A 25,558-nucleotide genomic window follows, 5' to 3' on the forward strand; every position below is an offset into this window, starting at 1 on the left:
TTTTCAACATAATATGAGCATATGTCTAAAATAATCCTGTTATAACTCCACTTCTATTTATATCCATCTTTTCTGCGGCGCTAACCTTAGGAAGTCCTGGCATGGTCATTATAGTGCCAGCTTCGCATACAATAAATCCTGCGCCTGCAGAGACTCTTACAGTTTTTATTGTAATTTTAAAACCTTTTGGAGCTCCAAGAAGTTTATTGTCATCAGATAGGGAGTATTGAGTTTTAGCAATGCACAGGGGCATCTTATCAAGGCCTAATTCTTCAAGTTTTTTCATCTGATTTTTAGCAGCTGCTTCAAACACTACTGTATCTCCACCGTATATTTCCCTAACAATTGTGTTGATTTTTTCGTTTATAGAACTACTTACATCATAAATAGGCTTAAAGTTTGACGCCTCTGTTTCCACAAGTTTTATAAGCGTTTGAGCCATATCAACTCCGCCTTCGGAGCCTTTAGACCATACTTCATTAAGGGCTATTTCAACTCCGAACTCTTTACATTTTGATATAAGAAGTTCTATTTCTTTTTCTGTATCGTTACTGAATCTATTTACAGCAACCATTACAGGTACATTAAATTTTCTTATATTTTCAACTTGTTTTTTTAAGTTCTCAAACCCACTACTAAGGGCTTCAAGATTTTCTATGCCTAAATCTGATTTAGATACTCCACCATGCATTTTCAGCGCCCTTATAGTAGCAACTATAACTGTAGCGGATGGTTTCAATTCTCCATATCTACATTTTATATCAAAGAACTTCTCTCCACCAAGGTCAGCACCGAAACCTGCTTCAGTTACTAAGTAATCACAAAGTTTAAGACCAAGCTTTGTAGCTATGAGGCTATTGCAACCATGAGCTATATTAGCAAATGGTCCGCCATGAATTATTGCTGGTGAATTTTCTAATGTCTGAACTATATTCGGCTTTATAGCATCCTTCATCAAAAGGGTCATCGCTCCATTAATTTTAAGATCTTTTGCAGTTACTGGATTACCATCCATGTTATAAGCTACTATTATTTTACCGAGCCTCTCTTTAAGATCCATTAAATCTTTAGAAAGACAAAGAATAGCCATAACCTCTGATGCAACGGTAATCATGAAACCATCTTCTCGTGGGAAACCACACACCTTTCCACCAAGACCAACAACTATATTTCTAAGAGATCTGTCATTCATATCCATAACTCTTTTAAATACAATCTGCCTAATATCTATCTTAAGGCTATTCCCTTGATGAACATGGTTATCAATTGCTGCAGTAAGTAAATTATTTGATGCAGTTATAGCATGCATATCTCCTGTAAAGTGAAGGTTAATATCTTCCATAGGAACTACTTGGGCATATCCGCCGCCGGCTGCTCCTCCCTTCATACCAAATACGGGTCCTAAAGAGGGCTCTCTTAATGCTATACATGTCTTCTTACCTATTCTATTCAAGGCATCTCCAAGACCAATAGCAGTAGTTGATTTTCCTTCACCTGCAGGAGTTGGAGTAATTGCTGTTACAAGGATTAGCTTTCCATCCTTTTTATCCTTTAATCTATCAAAAATACTTAAAGAAACTTTTGATTTGTATTTACCATAAACTTCTAATTCGTCATCTTCAATTCCTAATTTTTCAGCAATGTTTGCAATGGGTAGCATTTTAGCCTTTTGAGCTATTTCAATATCACTCGGAACAATACTCATATAATTCGACTCCTCATCATAATTAATTATATTTTCTTGGTTCCTTACCCTGAAAGCTTTTTAAGTTTTTATTCTGAAAGTTTCTTTTCAAGTATTTGACTTATATCAAAATTTTCTATTTGAAGATAATATTCAGCACAGTCTATTAATGCTTTCAAAGGAACCAATCCAATAACTTCACTGCCAACAACGGGTACTCCATATCGTAAAGCTTCCATTTTAACCATTTCGTGGGCTCTGTATACGGCGGTTTTTTCATAGTTTACAAGATTCATAGAAATCTGAACTATGTTTCTCTCACAAAGTTTAACGCCCATAGCTTTTACAAATCTAAGCCCTCCACCTATAAATCTTACTTTTTTAGCAATAGCAGTTGCTATTTCCATATTGTCTGTGCCTAAGTTTACATTGTATGCTACAAGTGGAAATCTGGCACCTATAACTATACAGCCACTTTTTTCATTCATTTCACATGGACCAAAATCAGGTTTCCATTCTGGAAGTTTTATTTTTTCAAAGAATCCCTCGTACTGACCTTTTCTAATTTTAGCAAGATTTCTTCGTGCTTCACAAGTAGCTGCATCTTCATAAAGATAAACAGGAATATTTAATTCTTCTCCAACTTTCTTGCCAAGTTCTTTAGCCATTTCAACACATTCTTCTGTAGTAATATCCTGAATTGGAATAAATGGAACCACATCTGTAGCTCCCATTCTTGGATGAGCACCTTCTTGAGTCCTCATATCTATAAGCTCTGATGCTCTTTTAATTAGCTTAAAAGCTGCTTTTTTAGCATCTTCAGGTGAAGCAACAAATGTAACAACTGTCCTGTTATGGTCTTTATCGGAAGAATAGTCAAGTAGTTTTACATTTTCTGTATTTCTTATCTCGTCAACTATGCTTTCAATTATTTGTTTGTTTCTGCCTTCACTAAAATTTGGAACGCATTCTACTAATTTTAACATAATATTCTCTCCTTTGCTATTTAAGATTAATTATATATTAACAACTACATTCCCAGCTTTAATTACTTTTTCTACAATGTTTATACCTGTATGATATGGTATAAAATTATAAGAAGGATATTTTAAAATAACGATATCACCCTTTTTACCAGGGTCGATACTTCCAATGGAATCTGATCTACCGACAGCAGCGGCACCGTTTATTGTAAGTGCTGTTATAGCTTCTTCCGTACTCATATTCATATATATAGCTGCCACTGCGAATACCAGAGGTATTGAATATGTAAAGCAGCTTCCTGGATTAAAATCCGATGCCAGTGCTACAGCGCAGCCCTTATCAATCATTTCCCTTGCCCTCGCATATGGTTCTTTTAGGCAAAATGCAGTACAGGGAAGGAGGGTAGAAATTACCTTTTTATCTGCCATGGCTTTTATTCCATCATCTGAAGCATGTAATAGATGGTCGGCTGATATTGCGCCAACTTCTGCTGCAAGCTCTGATCCTCCAAGGGTTACTATTTCATCCGCATGAAGTTTAAGTTTAAAACCCATTTCCTTTGCTTTCAAAAGAAGTTTTCGTGATTCATCTACAGAAAAAACTTTGTCTTCGCAAAAAACATCGCAAAACTCTGCAAGATTTTCTGATTTAACCACAGGGAGAACTTTATCTATAATGAAGTCAATATATTCATCATTTTTACCTTTGTATTCGGGTGGAACAGAATGTGCACCTAAAAAGGTAATTGCGAGGTCCATAGCATGATCTTCATTAAGTTTCTTCATAACACTAAGTTGCTTTATTTCTGTATCAAAATCAAGGCCATAACCGCTTTTACCTTCTACAGTTGTTACTCCAAGTTTAAGCATCTCATTAAGCCTTTCAAATCCAATATTATAAAGTTCTTCATCTGAAGCATTCCTTGTTGCGTTTACTGTATTTTGTATTCCGCCGCCTCTCTCCATTATATCCATATAGCTGTCTCCGCGGAGTCTCCAAGCAAATTCATCTGCCCTGTAGCCACCAAATACAAAATGAGTGTGAGAGTCTACAAATCCTGGAAGGACGCATTTATTAGATGCGTCTATAACTTCATAATCTGCTTCATTGTAAATTTTCAATATTTCTTCTGTAGTATTAACAGCTTTAATTATGCCATCTTCAATGACAACGGCTCCATTTTTTATGATATGAATGTTTTTCATTTCCTCACCGTATTTTGCATTGCTACCACTGCAGGTAACAAGTTCCGAGGAGTTTTTTATAAGCAAATTTCCTTTTTTCATAAATACATCCCCTTAAATATATTATTTATCAAAATACTTGCTAACAGTATCCCTTACAAGTTTTTCGTTTGTTAAATAAGGAATAGTAACATGGTCTGTACCTTTATGTGTATTGTTAAATTCTATGACTGTTTCTATAGAATGTTCATTTCTTGCCCATGAACGTCTTGCAACTCCATTCATAACATCCCATGAAAGAGCGGATTTGATTATCTCGTCTACTCTATAACTTCCATCAAGTACAAGACCGAATCCTCCATTTATTGATTTCCCGATTCCTACACCGCCACCGTTATGAAGTGCTACAAGACTCATACCTCTTGCTGCATTCCCGGCATAGCACTGTACAGCCATATCTGCCATAACATTACTTCCATCTTTTATGTTGGAAGTTTCTCTAAATGGTGAATCAGTACCACTTACATCATGATGATCTCTACCCATCATAACAGGTCCTATCTCTCCATTTCTTACCATTTCATTGAACTTAAGAGCTATGTTTATTCTTCCTGTAGCATCCTGATAAAGTATTCTTGCTTTTGTACCAACAACAAGATTGTTTTTTTCTGCATCCCTTATCCAGTTATAGTTATCTCTATCCTGGTATCTTCTATTTGGGTCTATGCATCCCATTGCAGCATGATCTGTTTTTATTAAATCTTCATTCTTTCCACTTAAACATACCCATCTGAATGGTCCATATCCATAGTCAAATAGCTGTGGTCCCATTATATCTTCTACGTAAGATGGAAATATAAAGCCATCTTTTTCGTCTATTCCATTTTTAGATATTTCCTTAACACCGGCATCATAAATTGCTTTCATAAATGAATTGCCATAATCAAAGAAGTATGTCCCTCTTTCAACTAATATTTTTATAAGTTCAAAATGACGTTTTAAACTTTTGTCAACCAATTGGCAAAAATTAGTTCTGTCTTTTGCAAGAAGACTTGTTCTTTCCTCAAAAGTTACTCCCTTAGGGCAATATCCACCTTCGTATGCCGCATGGCAAGATGTTTGGTCAGATAATAAATCAATTTTTTTGTTGTTTTTTACTGCATACTCAAGCAAATCAACTATATTTCCGTGATATGCAATTGACATTGGCTCTTTCTTTTCCAAGTATTCGTCAGCAATTTTGAATACCTCATCAAGATCTGATGATTGCTTCATAACCCACCCTTGCTCAAGTCTAGTACTAATTCTTGATTCATCAACTTCAGCTACGATGCCTACACTATTTGCGATTTCAATTGCCTTTGGCTGAGCACCGCTCATACCGCCCAAACCTGATGTTACAAATATATGTCCTCTTAAATCACCATCATTTGGAATTCCAAGCTTCATTCTACCTGCATTTAATAAAGTATTGTAAGTACCGTGAACTATGCCCTGAGGTCCTATATACATCCATCCCCCGGCAGTCATCTGTCCATAGTTTGCAACACCCATTTCCTCTGCTATTTCCCAATCTTTTTGATTATCGAACATGCCTATCATTAGTGCATTTGTAATTATTACTCTTGGTGCATCGGGTTTTGATTTGAAAAGCCCTAGAGGGTGTCCTGATTCTAAAACCAATGTTTGATCTTGAGTCATTATTTCTAGATATTTCTTTATAAGTCTATATTGCATCCAGTTTGGACATACACTTCCTGTTTCACCGTAAGTAACAAGCTCATAAGGATATAAAGCCACTTCAGAATCAAGATTGTTATCAATCATAAGCTGAAAAGCTTTACCTTCAATACAGTTTCCTTTATATTCATCTATTGATTTTCCATATATTCTGCCTTCGGGACGAAACCTGTATCCATATATTCTGCCTCTTGTAGTAAGCTCTTCCATAAATTCTGGGATAAGCTCCTCATGATACTTTTCTGGAATGTAACGAAGTGCGTTTTTAAGTGATATTTCTGTCTGTGATTTTGAAAGGTGGAAGCCTCTATCTGGAGCTCTCCTTATTCCCTCAATAAATTCAGGCATAGTAGGTAAACAATCATCTAAAGAAACTGTCATTGCATTTTTTATATCAATATTATTAATCATTACTGATCACTCCCCTCTTTATAATCACAGTTTAATACTATGTCGTCATTAAAATGTCTATTTTTGGGGGCACTCATAACTATTTTCCTTTATTAAGGTATTTAGCAAATCTATTTCATAATTATCCTTTGATGTAGTTAAAAAATTAATACTATTTTCACAATAGAATTGTAAATTTTCATTTAAGTACATATTAAAAATTTTATTTAACTTTTCATTATTTTTCATTTCACTTTTAATTTGAGCTTTTACCATATATACAATTCCAATTTCATGAGGGTTTTTTAGCAACCTTGAATGCACATCTGAATTTTTTAAATATTTTAAGGCACTTTCATAATTTCCTTCACTAATTATTATTCTTGACATAAAGGCTTCTACAATAGACTTTTCCCACATTAAATCGAATTGTTTATATATATCCATGGCCTTTTGGAAATATTTTTTTGCCTCAGGATATGATCCCATATTGAAACATGTTTCACCCGCATTTATGTTAAAAATAGAAAGACTGGTGAATACATTTTTTTCTTCGCATATTTTTATTGCTCTATTAAAAAAATCTAAAGCTTCTTGAAATTTCATGCTTTGTCTTCTTATATCGCCTATATAGTTATAAGCGGCCGCTATACTCAAGGCGTATTTATCAGCTACACTTTTAGTTACATTAAAGATATTTATAGATTCATTAAAGAGTCTTTCTGCTTCACTGTATTTTCCCTGCATTTTTTTATATAAGGCTTTAAATCGTAGAAATACGCCTATTTCCATATGATAATTACAATCTGCTGCTTTATCTAAACCGATGTTTACATATTTTATCATATCATCAATATTATTAGTTTGTATACAATAATATATCATCTGCTTGTACCCTTCTATAGAGTAATCTGAATCTTCAATCTCATTAGCTTTTTCTATCATTTCATTTATGAATTCAACGCCTTTTTCATAGCTTCCTTCTCTTATAAGATATCTTCCTTTAATATGTAAAAATTCGATCTCTAATCTTAAAACTTCTTTAGAGTTTCTACAGTCATTTTTTATTTTTAATAGTAGAATTTCTATCTTCTTTATGCTTTTAATGGTTTTATTGTTACTAAAATATAGATTGTTATAAAAATTAACATCCTTATAATATAGTACTGGATAAAGTTCATGACTAAAATTTAAATATACGTTTAAACTTTTTATACTATACTTTAATGTTGCTAAATTATTATTTGCGTTTGAAAAATGATAAACAAGTTTATTGTAAATGGTTATATCACTTCTATTATTTGTTAAACCCTTTTCAATAATGTAGCCTATATTATTATGAAGAATTCTTCTTCTTGCCAAGGATTGATTAATGTAAATAAATTCTCTTAACTTTTGATGAGTAAACATAAAGCTTATTATATTATTGTTATTTGTTTCTTTTAATATAAATTTATTTTGAAGTTCTTCTATTGAGTCAATTATCTTAAGTTCATCTTCTCCTGTAAGTTCATGTAAAATATACAAAGGTATTTCATCAAAAAATAAAGATGAAATTCTTAAAATGTTTTTGCACCCTTCAGAAATATCTAAAAGCCTGCTTTTCATTACATCTTGCATTTTAGAAGACATAATATTTATACTACTATTAGATTTTATAGTATTAATATATTCTGTTAAAAAAAATGCATTTCCTTCAGTTTCGTTGTATATTTTATTTACTATATCTTTATTGAAATGATTTTTTGGAAGACCAATTTTAATGAAATTTTCGACTTCATCATTATTAAATCTTAATAAATCCATCCTTAAAATCTTATTGTGTTTATTTGCTGAAGCTAAGAATTTATCTATTTCGATGTTGTATTCATTTCTATATGTCATGAAACACAAAATGTTAGCATGACCATGTAAAATTATACTGCTTAAAAAGGTTAAACTACCATAATCAATCCACTGTATATCTTCAAAAATAAGCATTATTTTCTTTTCGTATGCTATTTTAGTAAGTATATTAGTAATTACATTCCCAATGACTTCATATTTTAATGTATAGTTACTCTCTATAACCTTAAGGCTTCGTTCTTTATTATCTAATTCATCAATCTGCGAAAAACAATTTTCTAAAATATCTTCCCATAAAGTTGGGATTTTTATATTTTTATTTTTCATAATTTCGGAGAGCTTGGATAATATTATGGTCCATGGTTTTAAAATACAATCCTTTTCAAATTGAAAACAATAAGTTTCTAAAATATAAGTTGTATCCTCATCTACTACTTCTAGAAATTTATCTTTCAATCTTGTTTTTCCTATACCAGCTTCGCCTACCAAAAATACGGATTTCGAAGATTCGTTTTTCATGAAATTATTGTAATTGTTTTGTAATATCCTCAATTCATTATATCTTCCATAGAAAAAATCATCAGCGTTTTTACTGCTTTTAACTGTATTCATAATATCTATTACTTCATTAACTACATTTAATATTTTATCATTAAGAGAAATGGATAATTCATCTTTAAATAATTTCTTAACATCATTATATGTTTCAATTGCTTGGTTATATTTACCTTGATTTTTGTAACTTTCCAGTAGATATATATAAGCATTTTCATTGAATTCATCTATTTTTATCAATAGCTTTGAATATTTTTCAACAATATCATAATTATTATTTTGTAATTCCTTTTCTATCTTTTTATTCAATTTATCAATATACATACATTCAAAACTTTCACGCATTTCTAATAGCCAAATTTCAAAATTTTCAGCGTTTTTAGGGCAAAATCCTTGTAGAAATTCTCCTTTAAAAACATCTATTTCATTTTCATCACTCATAAAAGTATATATATCTACGTCTATTTTTATATCTGGATTGAGCATGATTATTGATTTCTGAGGGGAAACCAATACCGGAACATTAGAGCATTTATTTATTTTATAGATAGCATTTCTTAGATTCTTTTTAGCATTACCTTCTTCTTGGTTAGCCCAAAAAAGTTCTGAGAGATGTTCTCTGTTATCTTGTTTATTTAGTAGTAAATAACAAAATAGGCCTTGAGCTTTACTGAATGGTAGGAATATTTCTTTTTCATTGACGGTTACGCAAAAATTACCAAACATTTTACAATATATATAATCCATCGAATCACTCCCGTATAATGTCATAAACTTTCTTACATAAATTATACTACAATATAAATAAAATGCCAAAACAAGATTATAGCTGAATTTTTTACGTGGAAATTCTGGATTAATAGATGTAATATAGACGTAAATAGTAAAATGGAATATGAATGCAAGTACAAAAAGGTAAAATAGTACTATGACAAGGGAATAAATGTATTTTTATGGTATAAAAATAGTAAACTAAGAATGTACAGTATATACCTAAAATGTTTATCGAATTTAATTAATAATTCATAATAGACAATTATTTGACGTTTGGATGTTAAAATTGATTTATAATAAAAATAAAAAAGAAGTTATAACAATAAAATTACATTTCATTAAATTAAATACAGTAGAAAATATGACCGTTTTTATTTTAGATCCTGCATCGGGACAATTTCATATCAATGTTGCTAATAAAATTATGGAGTATGGAAGCCTCCATGCTGAACAGGTTGAATTGATAGAAAAACCTTGTACAGAAGAAGGAAAAAGTAGCACTGTCCTAGGCTTCAGATGATGGGAGGCGAGTTTTGTGGAAATGCGACAAAGTCGTTAGTGGCAGTTTTGGTGGACAAGGAGTATCCTTGTGTGAAAAAGGAAAATGAAAAACTTATTGTTCTTTAGAAGTATCAGGATTTAACGGAGTAATAAATTGTGAGGTAGAGCATTTAAAAAATAGTAACGAATATAGTTCTAAAATTGTTATGCCTTTGGTTAAAGAGACTAAAGATTTTTATATTAATCGTAATGGAATCGTTTACAAATGTAATGATAGAGTTTCCAGGAATAATTCATTTAATAGTAGATAGTAAAGGGACCAGATAGTTTTTTTTTGAAAGAAGTTGTGCTTCAGGTACATCCGCTTTAGCGGGAGCATTAACTCAAAACAAGAGGGGAGCTTAGATATTTTACTTAAATGGTAAAGTGAAAATTGTTGCTGAAGGTAAAGTTTATCTATAACAATTAACCACGAGGAGGGAATATATGTTATTATTTAATCCGGTTGTTGTATCAGTTATTGTAATGATAATTTTATGTCTTTTTAAACTTAATGTGCTACTGTCTATATTAATTGCAGCTATGATAGCAGGCCTAGTTTCTGGTATGTCTTTGGGAGATACTATGGGTACACTCATTGGAGGAATGGGAGGAAATGCTGAAACTGCATTAAGCTATATATTACTTGGAGCATTAGCAGTTGCAGTAAATAAAACTGGACTAGCAGGAATCTTGGCTAAGAAAATATCTAAAGTTGTTGGACAAAAGAAATATGTATTTATAATGTTATTAGCCTTTTTAGGTTGTTTTTCTCAAAACCTTATACCAGTCCATATAGCATATATTCCAATATTAATACCGCCGCTACTTTTATTAATGAATAAACTTAAAATAGACAGGAGAGCAGTAGCTTGTGCTCTTACATTTGGATTAAAGGCTCCGTATATTGTTTTACCAGTAGGATTCGGTCTAATATTTCATGGAATTATAAGCGCTGAAATGACTAGAAACGGTATGGCTGTTGCAACATCGGATGTAGCTAAAGTGCTATGGATTCCAGGGATTGGAATGGTCATAGGTCTTCTTGTAGCTGTATTTTATACTTATAGAAAGCCAAGAGAATATAAGGATATTCAAATAGAAGGGCTGGATGAGATTAAAGATGGAGACCTTAAAATGAATTCAAAACATTGGCGTGTTCTAATTGGAGCTGTGTCTGCATTTGTAATTCAAGTTCTTACAGGATCTCTTCCTCTTGGGGCATTGGGAGCATTAATTATAATATTTGTTTCAGGAGCAGTTAAGTTCGAGGATGTTAATGGCTTACTTGATGGTGGAATTAAAATAATGGGGTTAATAGCATTTATAATGCTTATTGCATCAGGTTATGGGGATGTTTTAAGAAAAACTGGAGCAGTGGAAGCTTTAGTTGCATCTCTTGCAGGAATGGTTAATGGAAGTAAACTGGCAGGTGCATTTTTAATGTTACTTGTTGGTTTATTAGTAACGATGGGTATAGGAAGTTCATTTGGTACAATTCCTATAATAGCTGCGATTTACTGTCCACTTGCAATTAAACTTGGATTTTCTCCACTATCTACTATAGTTCTAATAGGGGTTGCGGCAGCACTTGGAGATGCAGGTTCACCAGCATCAGATAGTACACTTGGACCAACATCAGGACTTAATGTAGATGGACAACATGACCACATTTGGGATACGTGTGTACCGACGTTCTTACATTATAATATACCACTTATGATATTTGGTGTTATAGGGGCTATGATATTCTAGTTTAAATAAATTGCTAATAAATTTTTAGGAGGAGTAAAAATGAAAGAAATACTTTTGACAGGAAATGATTTAACTTTAGAGGAAATGGTATCTATAGCTAGAGAAGGTTGCAGGGTTTCGATAAAAGAAAGTGCTATAGCAAGAGTTATAAAATCAAGAGCAATAATTGATGATATAGTTGAAAATGAAAGGGCGGTTTATGGTGTAACTACAGGATTTGGTGAATTTTGTAATGTGAGTATTTCTAAAGAAGATTGTAAAACACTTCAGAGAAATTTGATTTGTTCACATGCTTGTGGATATGGTCCTAAATTTCCAACTGATGTCGTACGAGCTATAATGCTTTTAAGAGCTAATGCACTATCAAAAGGATTTTCAGGTATAAGACCTGGAACTTTGCAAACATTGATTGAAATGATTAATAAAGGTGTTTACCCAATAATTCCTGAAAAAGGATCTTTAGGAGCATCAGGAGATTTAGCTCCACTTGCACATATGGTTTTACCTATGATTGGTGAAGGTGAAGCAGAGTATAAAGGAGAAATATTACCAGGTAGAGTGGCTATGGAAAAAGCAGGAATCCCTATAATAGAACTTGATGCTAAAGAAGGTTTAGCGCTTATAAATGGTACCCAAGTTTTAACTGCAACAGGAGCTTTAGCTACTTATGATGCTATAAAGTTATTAAAAACTAGTGATATAGCAGTAGCTTTGACAATGGAGGCTTTAAGAGGAATTACAGATGCTTTTGATCCAAGAATTCATGCGCTAAGACCACAGCCAGGACAATTAGCAACAGCAAGAAACATATTAAAACTAGTTGAAGGTAGTACTTATGTAACAAGACAAGGTGAAGTAAGAGTACAAGATGCTTACTCATTAAGATGCGTACCTCAAATTCATGGTGCAAGTAAAGACGCTATAAACTATGTAAAAGCTCAAGTTGAAAGAGAAATAAATTCAGTTACAGATAACCCTATAGTAACTGAAGAGGGAGACGTAATTTCAGGGGGTAATTTCCACGGAGAACCTATGGCATTAAGCTTTGACTTCTTGGGAATTGGATCAGCTGAAATTGCTAGTGTATCTGAGAGAAGATTAGAAAGATTGATTAACCCTCAATTAAATGATTTACCAGCGTTCTTAGCTAAACATGGTGGATTAAACTCAGGATTTATGATTACGCAATATGCAGCAGCAGCCTTAGTATCTGAGAATAAGATATTAGCTCATCCTGCATCAGTAGACTCAATACCTTCGTCAGCTAATCAAGAAGACTTAGTTAGTATGGGAACAATAGCAGCAAGAAAGGCTAGGGATATAGTTGATAATGCATCTAGAGTAGTTTCAACAGAAATATTAGCTGCATGTCAAGCTATAGACTTCAGAAAAGAATCTGGATTCAAACTTGGGAAAGCAACTCAAGAAGCTTACAATTTAGTTAGAGAGTCTGTAGACTTTATTGAATATGATATAGTTATGTATAAAGATCTAGATAAAGTTACTGAACTTGTTAAGAGCGGAAAATTATTAGCAGCAGTAGAAAAAGTAGTTGAAATAGAATATTAATATAGCCTGGATTAGAAAAGGGGGAGAAACAAAATAGAAATTAATTTCTATTTTGTTTCTCCCTCTCTTTTTATTTTTTTATATATATAATCTGTATGAGGTTTTATTTAGTCTAATATTTTGCTAAAGGTCTGCTCATAAATTCAGCAGGCCTTAATGTCTGTGGGCAAAAACTGCAGAAAAGATTACATATATTTGTAGTTTCTATATAAAATTTTTTAAACTTATGCATTTGATATACTTAAATTATAGCCAGACTTGAGTGATTTAAATGGAAATAGCAACAATATATAAATATATATAAATATCTATAAATATATCTATAAATATATCTATAGATATATTTATAGATATATATATACATATTACAGCATAGAAAAGTTCTCTATTCTATAAGAGGGGGTATACACTATAACAAAGAGAAAACTTCAGAAGTAGCATTTATAAATGAATAATAATTCAGTATGATGCTAAAAATAAATTTAAGATTGAAAGGGAGGAAGAAACTATGGCGTTATTAGGAAATCCATTCGTTGCAAATGTACCAAGACAAATGTCAAATGAAGAGCTGGCGCAAGCAATTCGTGTGGACATTGCTGGTGAACTTGAGGCTATCATAGCTTATGAAGCTCATGTAATGTCAACATCTCATGAAATAGTTAAAAAGGTTTTAAATCACATTGCAGATGAAGAAAGAAGGCACGTTGGGGAACTTCAAGAGGTTTTGTATATGTTATCACCAAAGGATTCTCAATTTATGGAGGATGGTAAACAGAAAATTAAAGATCAGCAGTCTCAAAATTTCCAGCAACCAATGTAGAATTTTTGCCGCCTTTTGGGTGGCATTTTCAATTTTTATTAGAAGGTGAAAGTTCATGTCCACTTGAACCTGCCTTATAGCTTTTTAAAAATAGATTGTAAAATGTATTTACTACTTGTGCACTTTCGATCTCTCTATTTAGTTTTAATACTTCGATCGCAGCTTCTATTGTGCATAAATTACCATCGACCGCACCTCGTCTTAAATCATATTTAGACTTAAAACTTGGCTTCAATGAAATAATTGGAAGTTTCTCTAGATAGGCACTTCTCCTGACTATTTTTCGTGCTTCCTTCCATGTACCGTCTATGATAATAAATACAGGGATTTTACCAGTGTTTTTATATTCAACTTTTCGGGTCTCAGCCTCACAATTTTCTATAGGAAAAAGTAAGAATGGCTCATATATTTCATTATTTATGTTTGCTACTAATTTTTCAGGTATCTTCGTTCTTTCCCAAAGAAAAATTTCTGTTGAATGTGGATTAACCATTTTTAATATTCTTGCAGTATTTGAGGGTCTGTAAAATTCTTTTTCTGTAGATAAAATCCAAATATTCGCATCAGTTTTTATTTTTGGTGCCTTATCACAAAGGCAATTTATAATTGGCAACCCGCATGTATTACAACTATTATATAGACTTGTTATTTGTTTTACTTTATAAATTGAATTCATAATGCCTCCTAAAATTCTTTTAATAGTTCATTTATTACGTTCAATGGAGTTAGAAAAAGGTGGGAACATTTCTAAACTGTTAATACCAATAACAACGATGACAATATATTCAAAATGATTGCAATTACCACTATTTTTTTTATTTTGCCTAATAACCTTTTTCATATTTTTCACCATCATAATTACGCATAGTGTTAATTAATTATAATACAATCTATGCTAAAGGTAATTAAAATATTAAATTAATAAATAATTTTCAAAACATAGTAAATACTAAGAAGTATGTAATGCAAAACTGTATTATCAAAAAAATACTCAAAAAAGTTATAAGATACTTTTATCTTGACATAGAATATAAAAATATATATACTTTGACTATCAAACTAATTGAAAATCAAAGTAAAGGGAGCGGATAATTATGAAGTTACCTCCTTTAAAAATTGGAGAATTAATAGCAAGTATTCCTATAATCCAAGGCGGTATGGGAGTGGGAGTGTCTCTTTCGAGTCTAGCATCAGCGGTTGCAAATGAAGGCGGGATTGGGATAATATCTACTGCTCAAATTGGATATAATGAAAAAGACTTTGGAACCAATGCAAAGGAAGCAAACATAAGAGCATTAAGAAGTGAAATCAGAAGAGCTAGAGAATTAAGTCCTAAGGGTATTATTGGGATAAATATTATGGTAGCTATGAATAATTATGAAGAGCTTACAGCAACTGCTTTAGAAGAAGGAATAGATTTAATAATATCTGGTGCGGGACTTGCACTTAATTTACCTAAAATGGCTAAGGGGTTCAATACAAAACTTGCACCAATAGTATCATCAGCAAAGGCAGCTACAGTCATATCAAAAATGTGGGATAAAAAAAATAATTGTGCTGCAGATTTAATTATTGTTGAAGGTTCTGAAGCCGGTGGACATCTTGGTTTCTCTATGGAATCATTACTAGAAAAGAAAACCCAAGACTTAAAGGATATAGTTAAAGAAGTTATTGAGGCAATCAAGCCTTTTGAAGAAAAGTACAATAAAAAAATTCCTGTAGTAGCTGCTGGTGGTATTTATACTGGCACAGACATTGCAGAAATCATGAAACTTGGAGCAGCAGGGGTACAAATGGCTACTAGATTTGTGGCTACGCAGGAGTGTGATGCTAGTTTAGCTTTTAAAATGGCTTATGTTAATTTAAAAGAAGAAGATATAAAAATAGTAAAAAGTCCTGTAGGTATGCCAGGGAGGGCTATTAACAATAAGTTTATGAAGCTCACTCAGGAAAGTGGTTGCAAAGTGGATAAATGTTATTTATGCATTAAGGACTGTAATCCTCAAAAAACTCCTTATTGTATTACGGAAGCGTTAATACAATCAGTAAAAGGTAATTTAGATAAGGGACTTATTTTCGTTGGAAGTAATGCTTACAAAGTAGATAAAATTATATCGGTTAAAGAACTTATGAGTGAACTAGTAGTAGAGGCAGAACACGATTTTTAATTTTATTACAAATATAAATTAAAAAAGAAGATTTGCATATTTATGGTAAGTATATTGACAAATAATCATTACATCGATATACTTTGATTGTCAAAGTATATGAAAATAAACTACATGAAAATTAAAGTATGGGAAATGGTGATAAATATGAGCAAATCTGTTGGTGTTATAAATGAACTTTTAGTAGAGACCTTTAACGATATATTACAGATAGAACAGAGGGCGCTTAAAGAGGGGATACTTAAAGACCTATCTATAACGGAAATACATACTATTGATGCAATAGGGATGTATGAGTACAGAACTATGTCAGAAGCAGCTCAAGATATTAAAATTACTGTAGGTACGCTTACAACGGCTATCGATAAACTTCTCAAAAAAGGATATGTAAATAGGAAAAGAGGAGAAGAAGATAGAAGATCAGTAATGATTGCGCTTACTAGAAAAGGGAAACTCGCCTATAGAATACATGAAAAATTTCATTCTGATATGGTGCACGCAACTATAGATGGCCTAAATTCAGAAGAAGAAGATGTGCTAATAAAATCTCTTGAAAAATTAAATGATTTCTTCAAAAAAAAATATAGATTAGAAAGTTAATGAAAGGATCGATTAAGGAATGAATGAGGTACAAATAATTGGTACAGGAAGTTATGCTCCTCTAAACATAATGACTAATCATCAACTGGCAGAGATTGTAGACACTTCTGATGAATGGATAGTTTCTATGACGGGTATCAAAGAGAGGCATATATCACAAGGTGAAAACACTTCAGACTTAGCAACAAAAGCGGCCTTCGAGGCATTGAAAGATGCACAAGTCAAAGCGGAAGATATAGATTTGATAATCCTTGCAAGTACATCGCCTGATCAATTTGTACCGGCCACTGCATGCATAGTTCAAGGAAATATTGGAGCAGTTAATGCTATGGCCTTTGACATATCAGCAGCATGTACGGGGTTTATATTTGCCCTTGATATAGCAACGCAATTTCTTAAAACAGGAGAGCGTAAACGAGCCTTAATAATAGGTGCAGAGGTCCTATCAAAGATAGTTGATTGGACAGATAGAAAAACTTGTATACTCTTTGGTGATGGAGCAGGAGCAGCAGTTCTTGAAGCAGGCAGCAAAAAAGGAATTATTTCTATAAATTCAGCTTCACAAGGTGAAAAGGGTGGAGTTTTAACTTGTCCTACTGTAGATGTAAAAAACACTTTTATAGAAGGAAATGAAAATTTTAATTCGAAAATAAGTATGGATGGCAAAGAGATTTTTAAATTTGCAGTAAAAACTATTGCAAGCAGTATAAATGAAATCTTAAATGAAAATAATTACACCTTAGAGGATGTTAAATATGTAGTTTGCCATCAAGCAAACTACAGAATAATAGATTTTGTAGTTAGAAAATTGAAGGCTGATAAAGATAAATTCTTTGTGAACTTAGATCGTTATGGAAACACTTCAGCAGCAAGCATAGCTATAGCAATAGATGAAATGAATAAGGAGAATTTATTAAAAGCTGGAGATAAGATTATACTTGTAGGCTTTGGCGGTGGATTAACCTACGGAGCTTCATTAATAGAATGGACAATAAATAAATAAAATATTAGGAGGAATTAGTAATGGTATTTGAAAAAGTTAAAAATGTAATAGTTGAACAATTAGGGATAGACGAAGCAGAGGTTAAAATGGAGTCAAATTTCACAGATGATTTAGGAATAGATTCTCTTGAAATATTTGAAATTGTAATGTCACTCGAAGAGGCCTTTGAAATTGAAATACCGAATGAGGATATAGAAAACATTAAAGACGTAAAGGGAATTGTTAACTATATAGAAGAAAAGTTAAAATAATAGGAATTAATGAGTTAGGTGATTAGGGAACTGGGCTACTAATCATATTAAAATTTAGTTTATTTCGTATGATAAAAGAGTATATATTACATGAAATGTAGTCCACGTAATATATGCTTTTTTTCTATAATTATCTGACTTTAACGACATTTCAAAAGGGAAATCTCCCACTTTTATAAGTGGGAGTTCCATACTATAACGAAAAAGAAACTTCAGTGGGAGTATAAATCTCCTTCTTAGGGTTGTTATATTGCAACTCCACAGGAGATGATTTAATTATATACTTTTAAGGAACAAAGGAGGGATAAAATGTTTAATTCCGTATTTTTTGAAGATTTAGGTGTGAAATATCCGATAATACAAGGTGGTATGGCTTGGGTTGCAGACAGTAGCTTAGCATCTGCAGTATCTAATGCAGGGGGATTAGGCATTATAGCAGCGGCTAATGCGCCAGTTGATTATATAAGAAATGAAATTAGAAAAGCAAAGAAGTTAACAGATAAACCATTTGGCGTTAATATAATGCTTTTAAGTGATAATGCAGAAGAAATTGCACAGCTTGTATGTGAAGAAGGTATTAAAGTTGTTACTACGGGTGCAGGCAATCCAGGTAAGTATATGGAACTTTGGAAGTCACATGGAATTAAGGTGATACCAGTGGTACCATCAGTGGCACTGGCTAAACGCATGGAGAGGGCAGGCGCAGATGCAGTTATCGCAGAAGGTTGTGAATCTGGAGGACATATCGGTGAACTTACAACTATGGCTCTGGTTCCACAAGTTGTCGATGGAGTTAGTATTCCGGTGATTGCAGCAGGGGGTGTAGGTGATGGGCGTGGTATTGCGGCAGCATTTATGCTTGGAGCCCAGGGAGTTCAAGTAGGAACAAGATTTTTAGTGGCGGATGAATGCACAATACATGAAAAGTACAAAAAGAAGGTATTGGCTGCAAAGGATATAGACTCTGTAGTTACAGGAAGACCTACAGGGCACCCTGTTAGGGCTTTAAAAAATAGGTTATCAAGACAATTTCAAAAGCTTGAAAAGGAAAATGCTCCAGTAGAGGAGCTAGAGGCCCTCGGACGAGGATGTCTACAAAGGGCAGTAAAAGAAGGCGATATTGAGATGGGATCTGTTGTGGCAGGTCAAATCGCAGGTCTTGTAAAGAAAGAACAAAGCTGCAGAGAAATTATAGAAGAAATGTTTGCAGAGGCAGAAGAAGGTATTATAAAATTTAGATAAAAAAGAATATTATTATTTAAGGAGGGAAATATGAGTAAAATTGCTTTTATTTTTCCTGGACAGGGAGCCCAATATATTGGTATGGGTAAGGAATTATTTGAAAATATAGAGGTTTGCAAAAATATATTTAATATAGCAGATAAGGAGCTTAAATTTGAGCTAAGCAAACTTTGTTTTGAGGGCATAGAAGATGAGCTAGATATCACAGAGAATACTCAACCAGCTATTTTAACTACTAGTATAGCAGCCCTTATGGCATTAAAAGAACATGGCATAAAATGTGATGTAACTGCAGGACTTAGTCTTGGAGAGTACTCAGCACTGGTTTGTAGTGGAGCTATGGATTTCAAAGATGCGGTAAAGATTGTTAAAAAGCGTGGACGATTTATGCAGGAAGCAGTGCCTGTAGGGATAGGAACTATGGCAGCTATTTTAGGCCTTGCAGTTAACTTAGTTGAAGAAGCTTGTAGTGAGGCTAGAACCTCTGGGATAGTAGAAATCGCTAATTTAAACTGCCCAGGACAAATAGTAATTGCCGGGGAAATAGCGGCGGTAGAACTTGCCTGCGAAAGAGCTGTGAAAAAAGGCGCAAAACGGGCTATTAATTTACCTGTAAGCGCACCATTTCATACTTCTATGTTAAAACCAGCAGCGGAGAAGTTAGAAATTGAACTTGAAAATATAAACCTTAAAGACATTACTATTCCAGTAATGACAAATGTAAACGGTGATTATGTAAAAGGCAAGGAGGATATTAAAGGTAATTTAAAACTTCAAGTTATGAGTTCCGTTTTATGGGAAACAATTATAAGAAATATGATAAAAGACGGTGTCGATACTTTCGTAGAAATAGGTCCAGGTAAGGTCCTGTGTGGATTTATCAAGAAAATAGATAGAAAACTTACAGTAGTTAATGTAGAAGATATGGCATCTTTGGACAAAGCTGTTGCATCTTTAAGTAAGCAATAGAATTGATTAAAAAGTGGAATCCTATGAAAGATGTAAAGGAGCATGAATTTATGTTAAAAGGGAAAACAGCAGTAGTTACAGGAGCTAGTCGGGGTATTGGAAGAGCAATAGCCGTAAAGCTAGCAAAGCTTGGAGCAAATGTAGTTGTTAACTATAGAAATAGTGAAGACGCAGTGCGCGAAGTAGTTAAAGAAATAGAAGATTTAGGAGTTAAGGTGTTAGCAATTCAATGTGATATTAGCAGTTATAGTGATGTGGAAAATATGATGAAAAAAAGTGTTGAAGAGTTCGGAAGCTTAGATATTCTAGTTAATAATGCTGGCATAACAAAAGATGGTCTTTTAATGAGAATGAAGGAAGCTGATTTTGACAGTGTTATAGATATTAACCTGAAGGGTGCTTTTAATTGCACAAAACATGTATCAGCCATAATGCTTAAACAGAGAAGTGGAAGAGTAATAAATATATCTTCAGTGTCTGGGCTTACAGGAAATGCAGGCCAAGTGAATTATTCCTCCGCAAAGGCAGGTATAATAGGTATGACTAAGGCTGTGGCTAGAGAATTTGGGGGCCGCGGAGTTACTTGTAATGCAGTAGCCCCAGGATATGTTCAAACAGATATGACACGTGGTTTGACCGAGAAGGTAAAGGATACTATAATGAGCACTATTCCGCTAAGGAGACTTGGAACGCCAGAAGATGTGGCAAATGTAGTAGCATTTCTAGCCTCAGAGGAAGCTTCATACATAACAGGTCAAGTTATAAATGTAGATGGTGGAATGGTAATGTAACTTAGTTGATGATTAAAGGAGGGTTTACTTTATGAAAAATAGAGTTGTTATAACAGGCATGGGAGCAGTTACTCCTATAGGAAATGATGTAAATAGTTTTTGGGATAATATAAAAAAAGGTACTTGTGGCATAGATGTAATTAAGGCTTTCGATATTTCTAAATTTAAATGTAAGCTTGCTGCAGAGGTTAAGGATTTTGACGTAACGGTTGCACTCGACAAAAGAGAAGCTAGAAAAATGGATAAATATTGTCAGTATGCAATGGTTGCAGCAGATGAAGCAATTAAAATTTCAGGATTAGATTTAAAAACTATAGATAGTGAAAGATTAGCAGTAATAGTTGGTTCAGGAATAGGCGGAATTGGTACTATTGAGAACGAGCATGCAAAGCTTATGGAAAAGGGAGCAAGCAGAATTACCCCTTACTTAATACCTATGATAATAGGTAATATGGCGGCCGGGAATATTGCAATAAAATATGGTGCTAAAGGTATGTGCTCGAGCGTTGTTACGGCTTGTGCTACAGGAACTAATGCAATAGGAGATGCTTTTCACATGATTCAAGATGGAAGAGCGGACATAATAATAGCTGGAGGTGCAGAGGCTTCAATAAGCCCGCTAGCTTTAGCAGGGTTTGCACAACTAACAGCTTTAAGCAAAAGTGAAGATCCTTTAAGAGCATCAATTCCTTTTGATAAAGAGAGGGATGGTTTTATTATGGGAGATGGTGCAGGTATAGTTATACTTGAATCTTTAGAGCATGCAGAAAAAAGAAATGCAAAAATATATTCAGAGGTTAAGGGTTATGGATCAACTTGTGATGCCTATCATATAACTTCACCATCTCCAGATGGAGAAGGAGCAGCAAGATCAATGATAATAGCGCTTAAAGACGCAGATGTTAAGGCAGAAGAAATATCTTACATTAATGCACATGGAACAAGTACTCCATATAATGATAAGTTTGAAACTATAGCTATAAAATCTGCTTTTGGGGAATGTGCATATAAAATACCTGTAAGTTCAACAAAGTCCATGACAGGTCATCTCTTAGGAGCATCAGGGGCTATAGAAGCTATAGTATGTGCAAAAGCATTAGAAGAAGGTTTTGTGCCAGCAACTATAGGATATAAGGTGCCAGATGAAGATTGTGATTTAGATTACGTTCCAAACGTAGGAAGAAAACAGCAACTTAAATATGCATTGTCAAATTCATTAGGCTTTGGTGGTCATAATGCTACTATTATATTAAAAAAATGGGACGGTAGATAATTATGGATTATAAAAACATTCAAGAGTTAATAAAAACCGTTAGTGAATCGATTCTTACTTCTTTTGAAATTGAGACAGAAGGTATCAGAATAATGATGGAGAAAAAAGAACAACAGGTGGTAATAGAAAAAACACCTTTAAATGCTGCACCTTTAGAGCGAGTTGCTAAGGAAACCCTTACTAGGGAAGATGTAGCTTCTAAAGAAGTGTATTTAGAAAAACTAGAAAAGGATATAGCTATAACTACAGAAAATGCAGAAAGGGCAATACCCAAGGAAAACCTATTTGTAGTTAAATCACCTATTGTTGGAACTATGTATTCTTCTCCAAGTGCTGAATCAAAGAATTTTGTAAAGGTTGGGACTAAGGTTAAAGTTGGAGACACACTTTGTATTTTAGAAGCTATGAAGCTTATGAATGAAATTGAAAGCGAAGTAGATGGAGAAGTTGTAGAAGTATTGGTTTCAAATGAAGATATGGTAGAGTACGGACAGCCATTGTTCAAAATAATTGAAAACTAGTGGCGAAAAGACAGCTTTAAACTGTCATATGGTGACCGGTGTAATTGAATGAAAGGTGGAATCATTAATATGGAAGATATAAAAGGTACTACTTTAGATATAAAACAAATACAAGAAATTATTCCTCATAGATATCCATTTTTATTTGTGGATAAAGTGGAGGAACTAGAACCAGGCAAAAGAGCTGTTGGGTATAAGAATGTTACTATGAATGAGTATTTCTTTCAGGGGCATTTTCCAGAAGAACCTATACTTCCGGGAGTAATAATTATTGAGGCTTTAGCGCAGGTTGGGGCAGTGGCACTTTTAAGTATGGAGAGCTATAAAGGTAAAATAGCTTACTTTGGTGGTATTAATAAAGCTAAATTTAGAAAGAAAGTTGTTCCGGGAGATGTGTTAAAGCTAGAGGTAGAAATAATCAAAATGAAGGGACCTGTTGGGATAGGTCTAGGCATAGCTACAGTAAATGGAGTTAAAGTGGCACAAGCTGAAATTACATTTGCGGTAGGGAAATAAACATTAAAAACACTTTTGTTAATAATTTTTAGTGTGGGGAAGGTAATAATATGTTTAAGAAGATATTGATTGCAAATAGAGGCGAGATTGCGGTAAGAATAATCAGGGCGTGTAATGAAATGGGTATTCAAACTGTTGCAGTATATTCTGAGGTAGATAAAGATGCTCTTCATACTCAAATGGCAGATGAGGCTGTATGTATTGGACCTAGTAAATCTAAGGATAGTTATTTAAATATGCAAAATATTTTGAGTGCCACGGTGCTTACGGGCGCAGAGGCAATTCATCCGGGGTATGGGTTCTTATCAGAAAATAGTAAGTTTGCACAGATGTGTGAGGAGTGTAATATAAAATATATAGGCCCAAATTCACAAAACATTGATAATATGGGAAATAAATTAAAGGCAAGAGAAATTATGATAAATGCTGGGATACCAGTAGTCCCTGGTTCGGGCGGAGCGATTGACTCTGAAGCAGATGCTTTAACGGAAGCTGAAAAAATAGGATATCCTGTAATGATAAAGGCCTCAGCAGGAGGCGGGGGACGAGGAATTAGAGTCGTTAGTAAAATAGAAGATCTTATACCTGCGTACAACACTGCAAAAGCTGAGGCGAAAACTGCTTTCGGTGATGATACAATGTATATGGAAAAATTCATAGAAGAGCCAAGACATATAGAGTTTCAAATACTTGCAGATGAGCATGGAAATGTTGTTCATCTTGGTGAGAGAGACTGTTCTATTCAAAGGCGTAATCAGAAGGTAATAGAAGAGGCACCAGGAGTCCGAATGACAGGAGAACTTAGAAAACAGATGGGTGAGGTTGCAGTTAAAGCGGCTAAGTCTATTAATTATAAAAATGCTGGAACTATAGAGTTTTTATTAGATAAACATGAAAAATATTACTTTATGGAGATGAATACACGTATACAGGTAGAGCATCCAATAACAGAAATGATCACTAGAGTAGATTTAGTTAAAGCGCAGATAAGAATTGCTGCAGGCCAAATACTTCCTTATAAACAGGAGGATATAAAAATTGAGGGCCATGCTATTGAATGTAGAATAAATGCAGAAAATCCTTCTAAAAATTTTATGCCTTGTCCTGGCGTTATAAAATCACTACATATTCCAGGAGGATATGGAGTAAGGATTGATAGTGCGGCATATCAAGGATACAAGATTCCACCCACATATGACTCCATGATAGGAAAACTCATTGTCCACGGAAAAGATAGAGATGAAGCAATACGTAAAATGAGAAGAGTATTAGGGGAGTTTATAATAGAGGGTGTGGATACTAATATAGATTTTCAATTTAAAATAATAAATAATAGTAATTTTATAAAAGGAAAATTTGATACTAGTTTTATTAGTAAAGAATTTAACAAGTAGCTAAACACATACTGGAATTTATTGCATAAAAGTTTTATACTATGAGAGTGGTATCTATTTGGTATGCTATAAATTATAGTGTAGGTATGTTTTTAGAAAGGGGTAGCTATATGTTTGAGTTTAAACGTATATTTAAAAAAAGTAAATATATTGAGGTTAAAAGTTTAGAAGATGAATATGGTGAGAAAAAACCTAATATCCCTACAGGAATGTGGGTTAAATGCGAAACATGTGGCAAAATCCTTTATAATAAGGATTTAGAGAGTAGCATAATGACATGTGATAATTGTAGAACCCATTTCAGAATTGGGTCTAGAGAAAGAATAAATTATACTATAGATGAAGGGACTTTTATAGAATACGATAAAGATATGATCTCAGATGACCCTATAGATTTTGAGGGATATAAAGATAAACTCCAAAGTTTGCATGATAAAACCTTATTAAAAGAAGCTGTAATAACTGGAGAAGGAAAGATAAATGGACAGGATACGTTAATTGCAGTAATGGATAGCAATTTTATGATGGGAAGCATGGGCTGCGTTGTCGGAGAGAAAATTACAAGGGTCATTGAAAGAGCAACAGAAGCTAAAAAACCAATTATTATATTCACTGCCTCAGGGGGAGCTAGGATGCAGGAAGGCATATTTTCGCTAATGCAAATGGCCAAAACTAGTGCTGCTATTGCAAGGCATAATGAAAAAGGTTGTCTTTATATAACTGTTCTTACAGACCCAACTACAGGTGGAGTTACAGCAAGTTTTGCTATGCTGGGAGATATAATAATCTCTGAACCTAATGCATTAATAGGGTTTGCAGGTAAAAGAGTTATTGAACAAACATTAAAGCAACAATTACCTGATGGTTTTCAAAGGGCTGAATTTCTGCTCCAAAAGGGTTTTATAGATAAAGTAGTGGATAGAAAAGCTATGAAGGATACTTTAACGCAAATATTGAAAATTCATTCATAGCATTAAGAGAAAGACAAAA

At 33.4% G+C, this 25,558-nt stretch carries 23 protein-coding genes and 1 pseudogene; 16 read left to right on the forward strand and 8 right to left on the reverse strand.

Annotation, left to right across the window (positions count from 1 at the left end; all coding sequences use genetic code 11):
• Nucleotides 1–25: 25 nt before the first annotated feature.
• From ACWJJT_RS11495 to ACWJJT_RS11515, 5 genes are all read right to left on the reverse strand, one after another.
• Entirely contained in the window at nt 26–1,705 is a 1,680-nt protein-coding gene (locus tag ACWJJT_RS11495) for a formate--tetrahydrofolate ligase (RefSeq protein WP_462954809.1), read from the reverse strand.
• 68 nt (nt 1,706–1,773) lie between these two features.
• Nucleotides 1,774–2,670 (reverse strand): glutamate formimidoyltransferase, encoded by an 897-nt coding sequence (ftcD, locus tag ACWJJT_RS11500; RefSeq protein ID WP_216302139.1) that lies wholly within the window; start codon nt 2,668–2,670, stop codon nt 1,774–1,776.
• A 30-nt stretch (nt 2,671–2,700) separates the two neighbouring features.
• On the reverse strand, nt 2,701–3,954 hold the full coding sequence (hutI, locus tag ACWJJT_RS11505; RefSeq protein WP_462954810.1) for an imidazolonepropionase: 1,254 nt from the start codon (nt 3,952–3,954) through the stop codon (nt 2,701–2,703).
• A gap of 21 nt (nt 3,955–3,975) precedes the next feature.
• Nucleotides 3,976–6,003 carry a urocanate hydratase gene (locus ACWJJT_RS11510; RefSeq protein ID WP_165411794.1) on the reverse strand — a complete coding sequence of 676 codons (2,028 nt, stop codon included), beginning with the start codon at nt 6,001–6,003 and terminating at the stop codon, nt 3,976–3,978.
• 57 nt (nt 6,004–6,060) lie between these two features.
• The gene (locus ACWJJT_RS11515) at nt 6,061–9,129 is read right to left on the reverse strand and encodes an AAA family ATPase (protein ID WP_462954811.1); all 3,069 of its coding nucleotides are present in this window, start codon (nt 9,127–9,129) and stop codon (nt 6,061–6,063) included.
• A gap of 313 nt (nt 9,130–9,442) precedes the next feature.
• On the opposite strand from ACWJJT_RS11515, the gene ACWJJT_RS11520 reads away from it, so the two are divergent.
• The 3 genes from ACWJJT_RS11520 (at nt 9,443) to hutH (ending at nt 13,020) form a co-directional block, all read left to right on the forward strand.
• Nucleotides 9,443–9,676 (forward strand): hypothetical protein, encoded by a 234-nt coding sequence (locus tag ACWJJT_RS11520; RefSeq protein WP_462954812.1) that lies wholly within the window; start codon nt 9,443–9,445, stop codon nt 9,674–9,676.
• Between the two features lie 467 nt (nt 9,677–10,143).
• Nucleotides 10,144–11,451: a Na+/H+ antiporter family protein gene (locus tag ACWJJT_RS11525; RefSeq protein WP_462954813.1), complete on the forward strand. Its 1,308-nt coding sequence runs from the start codon at nt 10,144–10,146 to the stop codon at nt 11,449–11,451.
• Between the two features lie 39 nt (nt 11,452–11,490).
• Nucleotides 11,491–13,020, forward strand: coding sequence for a histidine ammonia-lyase (gene hutH / locus ACWJJT_RS11530; protein WP_462954814.1), 1,530 nt, complete (start codon nt 11,491–11,493; stop codon nt 13,018–13,020).
• 110 nt (nt 13,021–13,130) lie between these two features.
• Here the strand turns inward: hutH and ACWJJT_RS11535 are convergent.
• Nucleotides 13,131–13,252: pseudogene (locus ACWJJT_RS11535) on the reverse strand (radical SAM protein); the annotation flags it as partial.
• Nucleotides 13,253–13,528: 276 nt separating this feature from the next.
• Here ACWJJT_RS11535 and ACWJJT_RS11540 point away from each other — a divergent pair.
• Nucleotides 13,529–13,840 (forward strand): demethoxyubiquinone hydroxylase family protein, encoded by a 312-nt coding sequence (locus ACWJJT_RS11540; RefSeq protein ID WP_462954815.1) that lies wholly within the window; start codon nt 13,529–13,531, stop codon nt 13,838–13,840.
• A gap of 28 nt (nt 13,841–13,868) precedes the next feature.
• On the opposite strand, the gene ACWJJT_RS11545 is transcribed toward ACWJJT_RS11540, so the two are convergent.
• Both ACWJJT_RS11545 and ACWJJT_RS11550 read right to left on the reverse strand, forming a co-directional pair.
• Entirely contained in the window at nt 13,869–14,516 is a 648-nt protein-coding gene (locus tag ACWJJT_RS11545; protein ID WP_462954816.1) for a tRNA-uridine aminocarboxypropyltransferase, read from the reverse strand.
• A 27-nt stretch (nt 14,517–14,543) separates the two neighbouring features.
• Nucleotides 14,544–14,681: a hypothetical protein gene (locus ACWJJT_RS11550; RefSeq protein ID WP_462954817.1), complete on the reverse strand. Its 138-nt coding sequence runs from the start codon at nt 14,679–14,681 to the stop codon at nt 14,544–14,546.
• Nucleotides 14,682–14,934: 253 nt separating this feature from the next.
• Here ACWJJT_RS11550 and ACWJJT_RS11555 point away from each other — a divergent pair, with 253 nt between their 5' ends.
• The 12 genes from ACWJJT_RS11555 to accD all read left to right on the forward strand — a co-directional run bounded on the left by ACWJJT_RS11555 (nt 14,935) and on the right by accD (nt 25,539).
• Complete coding sequence (locus tag ACWJJT_RS11555) at nt 14,935–16,008, forward strand: NAD(P)H-dependent flavin oxidoreductase (RefSeq protein WP_462954818.1); 1,074 nt, start codon at nt 14,935–14,937, stop codon at nt 16,006–16,008.
• A 147-nt stretch (nt 16,009–16,155) separates the two neighbouring features.
• Complete coding sequence (locus tag ACWJJT_RS11560) at nt 16,156–16,608, forward strand: MarR family winged helix-turn-helix transcriptional regulator (RefSeq protein WP_462956769.1); 453 nt, start codon at nt 16,156–16,158, stop codon at nt 16,606–16,608.
• A gap of 19 nt (nt 16,609–16,627) precedes the next feature.
• Nucleotides 16,628–17,611, forward strand: coding sequence for a beta-ketoacyl-ACP synthase III (locus ACWJJT_RS11565; RefSeq protein WP_462954819.1), 984 nt, complete (start codon nt 16,628–16,630; stop codon nt 17,609–17,611).
• Between the two features lie 20 nt (nt 17,612–17,631).
• Nucleotides 17,632–17,862, forward strand: a complete 231-nt coding sequence (gene acpP / locus ACWJJT_RS11570) for an acyl carrier protein (protein WP_165411784.1) — start codon at nt 17,632–17,634, stop codon at nt 17,860–17,862.
• 309 nt (nt 17,863–18,171) lie between these two features.
• A complete protein-coding gene (fabK, locus tag ACWJJT_RS11575; RefSeq protein WP_216302127.1) occupies nt 18,172–19,104 on the forward strand; it encodes an enoyl-[acyl-carrier-protein] reductase FabK in 933 nt (310 codons plus the stop codon).
• A gap of 30 nt (nt 19,105–19,134) precedes the next feature.
• Nucleotides 19,135–20,073, forward strand: a complete 939-nt coding sequence (fabD, locus tag ACWJJT_RS11580; RefSeq protein ID WP_462954820.1) for an ACP S-malonyltransferase — start codon at nt 19,135–19,137, stop codon at nt 20,071–20,073.
• A gap of 50 nt (nt 20,074–20,123) precedes the next feature.
• Entirely contained in the window at nt 20,124–20,864 is a 741-nt protein-coding gene (fabG, locus tag ACWJJT_RS11585; protein ID WP_165411858.1) for a 3-oxoacyl-[acyl-carrier-protein] reductase, read from the forward strand.
• Nucleotides 20,865–20,895: 31 nt separating this feature from the next.
• On the forward strand, nt 20,896–22,137 hold the full coding sequence (gene fabF, locus ACWJJT_RS11590; RefSeq protein WP_462954821.1) for a beta-ketoacyl-ACP synthase II: 1,242 nt from the start codon (nt 20,896–20,898) through the stop codon (nt 22,135–22,137).
• 2 nt (nt 22,138–22,139) lie between these two features.
• A complete protein-coding gene (gene accB / locus ACWJJT_RS11595) occupies nt 22,140–22,658 on the forward strand; it encodes an acetyl-CoA carboxylase biotin carboxyl carrier protein (RefSeq protein ID WP_462954822.1) in 519 nt (172 codons plus the stop codon).
• 69 nt (nt 22,659–22,727) lie between these two features.
• Complete coding sequence (gene fabZ / locus ACWJJT_RS11600; RefSeq protein ID WP_165411779.1) at nt 22,728–23,174, forward strand: 3-hydroxyacyl-ACP dehydratase FabZ; 447 nt, start codon at nt 22,728–22,730, stop codon at nt 23,172–23,174.
• Nucleotides 23,175–23,224: 50 nt separating this feature from the next.
• The gene (locus tag ACWJJT_RS11605) at nt 23,225–24,568 is read left to right on the forward strand and encodes an acetyl-CoA carboxylase biotin carboxylase subunit (protein WP_216302123.1); all 1,344 of its coding nucleotides are present in this window, start codon (nt 23,225–23,227) and stop codon (nt 24,566–24,568) included.
• Nucleotides 24,569–24,678: 110 nt separating this feature from the next.
• Nucleotides 24,679–25,539, forward strand: a complete 861-nt coding sequence (gene accD, locus ACWJJT_RS11610; RefSeq protein WP_165411777.1) for an acetyl-CoA carboxylase, carboxyltransferase subunit beta — start codon at nt 24,679–24,681, stop codon at nt 25,537–25,539.
• Nucleotides 25,540–25,558: the final 19 nt, after the last annotated feature.

The sequence above is a fragment of the Clostridium sp. CM041 genome (assembly GCF_055081035.1).

What these genes read in the sequence shown, in the direction of transcription:
- ACWJJT_RS11495 (WP_462954809.1), bottom strand. Translation starts at nt 1,705, where the DNA reads ATGAGTATTGTTCCGAGTGATATTGAAATAGCTCAAAAGGCTAAAATG.
- ftcD (WP_216302139.1), bottom strand. Translation starts at nt 2,670, where the DNA reads ATGTTAAAATTAGTAGAATGCGTTCCAAATTTTAGTGAAGGCAGAAAC.
- hutI (WP_462954810.1), bottom strand. Translation starts at nt 3,954, where the DNA reads ATGAAAAAAGGAAATTTGCTTATAAAAAACTCCTCGGAACTTGTTACC.
- ACWJJT_RS11510 (WP_165411794.1), bottom strand. Translation starts at nt 6,003, where the DNA reads ATGATTAATAATATTGATATAAAAAATGCAATGACAGTTTCTTTAGAT.
- ACWJJT_RS11515 (WP_462954811.1), bottom strand. Translation starts at nt 9,129, where the DNA reads ATGGATTATATATATTGTAAAATGTTTGGTAATTTTTGCGTAACCGTC.
- ACWJJT_RS11525 (WP_462954813.1), top strand. Translation starts at nt 10,144, where the DNA reads ATGTTATTATTTAATCCGGTTGTTGTATCAGTTATTGTAATGATAATT.
- hutH (WP_462954814.1), top strand. Translation starts at nt 11,491, where the DNA reads ATGAAAGAAATACTTTTGACAGGAAATGATTTAACTTTAGAGGAAATG.
- ACWJJT_RS11540 (WP_462954815.1), top strand. Translation starts at nt 13,529, where the DNA reads ATGGCGTTATTAGGAAATCCATTCGTTGCAAATGTACCAAGACAAATG.
- ACWJJT_RS11545 (WP_462954816.1), bottom strand. Translation starts at nt 14,516, where the DNA reads ATGAATTCAATTTATAAAGTAAAACAAATAACAAGTCTATATAATAGT.
- ACWJJT_RS11550 (WP_462954817.1), bottom strand. Translation starts at nt 14,681, where the DNA reads ATGAAAAAGGTTATTAGGCAAAATAAAAAAAATAGTGGTAATTGCAAT.
- ACWJJT_RS11555 (WP_462954818.1), top strand. Translation starts at nt 14,935, where the DNA reads ATGAAGTTACCTCCTTTAAAAATTGGAGAATTAATAGCAAGTATTCCT.
- ACWJJT_RS11560 (WP_462956769.1), top strand. Translation starts at nt 16,156, where the DNA reads ATGAGCAAATCTGTTGGTGTTATAAATGAACTTTTAGTAGAGACCTTT.
- ACWJJT_RS11565 (WP_462954819.1), top strand. Translation starts at nt 16,628, where the DNA reads ATGAATGAGGTACAAATAATTGGTACAGGAAGTTATGCTCCTCTAAAC.
- acpP (WP_165411784.1), top strand. Translation starts at nt 17,632, where the DNA reads ATGGTATTTGAAAAAGTTAAAAATGTAATAGTTGAACAATTAGGGATA.
- fabK (WP_216302127.1), top strand. Translation starts at nt 18,172, where the DNA reads ATGTTTAATTCCGTATTTTTTGAAGATTTAGGTGTGAAATATCCGATA.
- fabD (WP_462954820.1), top strand. Translation starts at nt 19,135, where the DNA reads ATGAGTAAAATTGCTTTTATTTTTCCTGGACAGGGAGCCCAATATATT.
- fabG (WP_165411858.1), top strand. Translation starts at nt 20,124, where the DNA reads ATGTTAAAAGGGAAAACAGCAGTAGTTACAGGAGCTAGTCGGGGTATT.
- fabF (WP_462954821.1), top strand. Translation starts at nt 20,896, where the DNA reads ATGAAAAATAGAGTTGTTATAACAGGCATGGGAGCAGTTACTCCTATA.
- accB (WP_462954822.1), top strand. Translation starts at nt 22,140, where the DNA reads ATGGATTATAAAAACATTCAAGAGTTAATAAAAACCGTTAGTGAATCG.
- fabZ (WP_165411779.1), top strand. Translation starts at nt 22,728, where the DNA reads ATGGAAGATATAAAAGGTACTACTTTAGATATAAAACAAATACAAGAA.
- ACWJJT_RS11605 (WP_216302123.1), top strand. Translation starts at nt 23,225, where the DNA reads ATGTTTAAGAAGATATTGATTGCAAATAGAGGCGAGATTGCGGTAAGA.
- accD (WP_165411777.1), top strand. Translation starts at nt 24,679, where the DNA reads ATGTTTGAGTTTAAACGTATATTTAAAAAAAGTAAATATATTGAGGTT.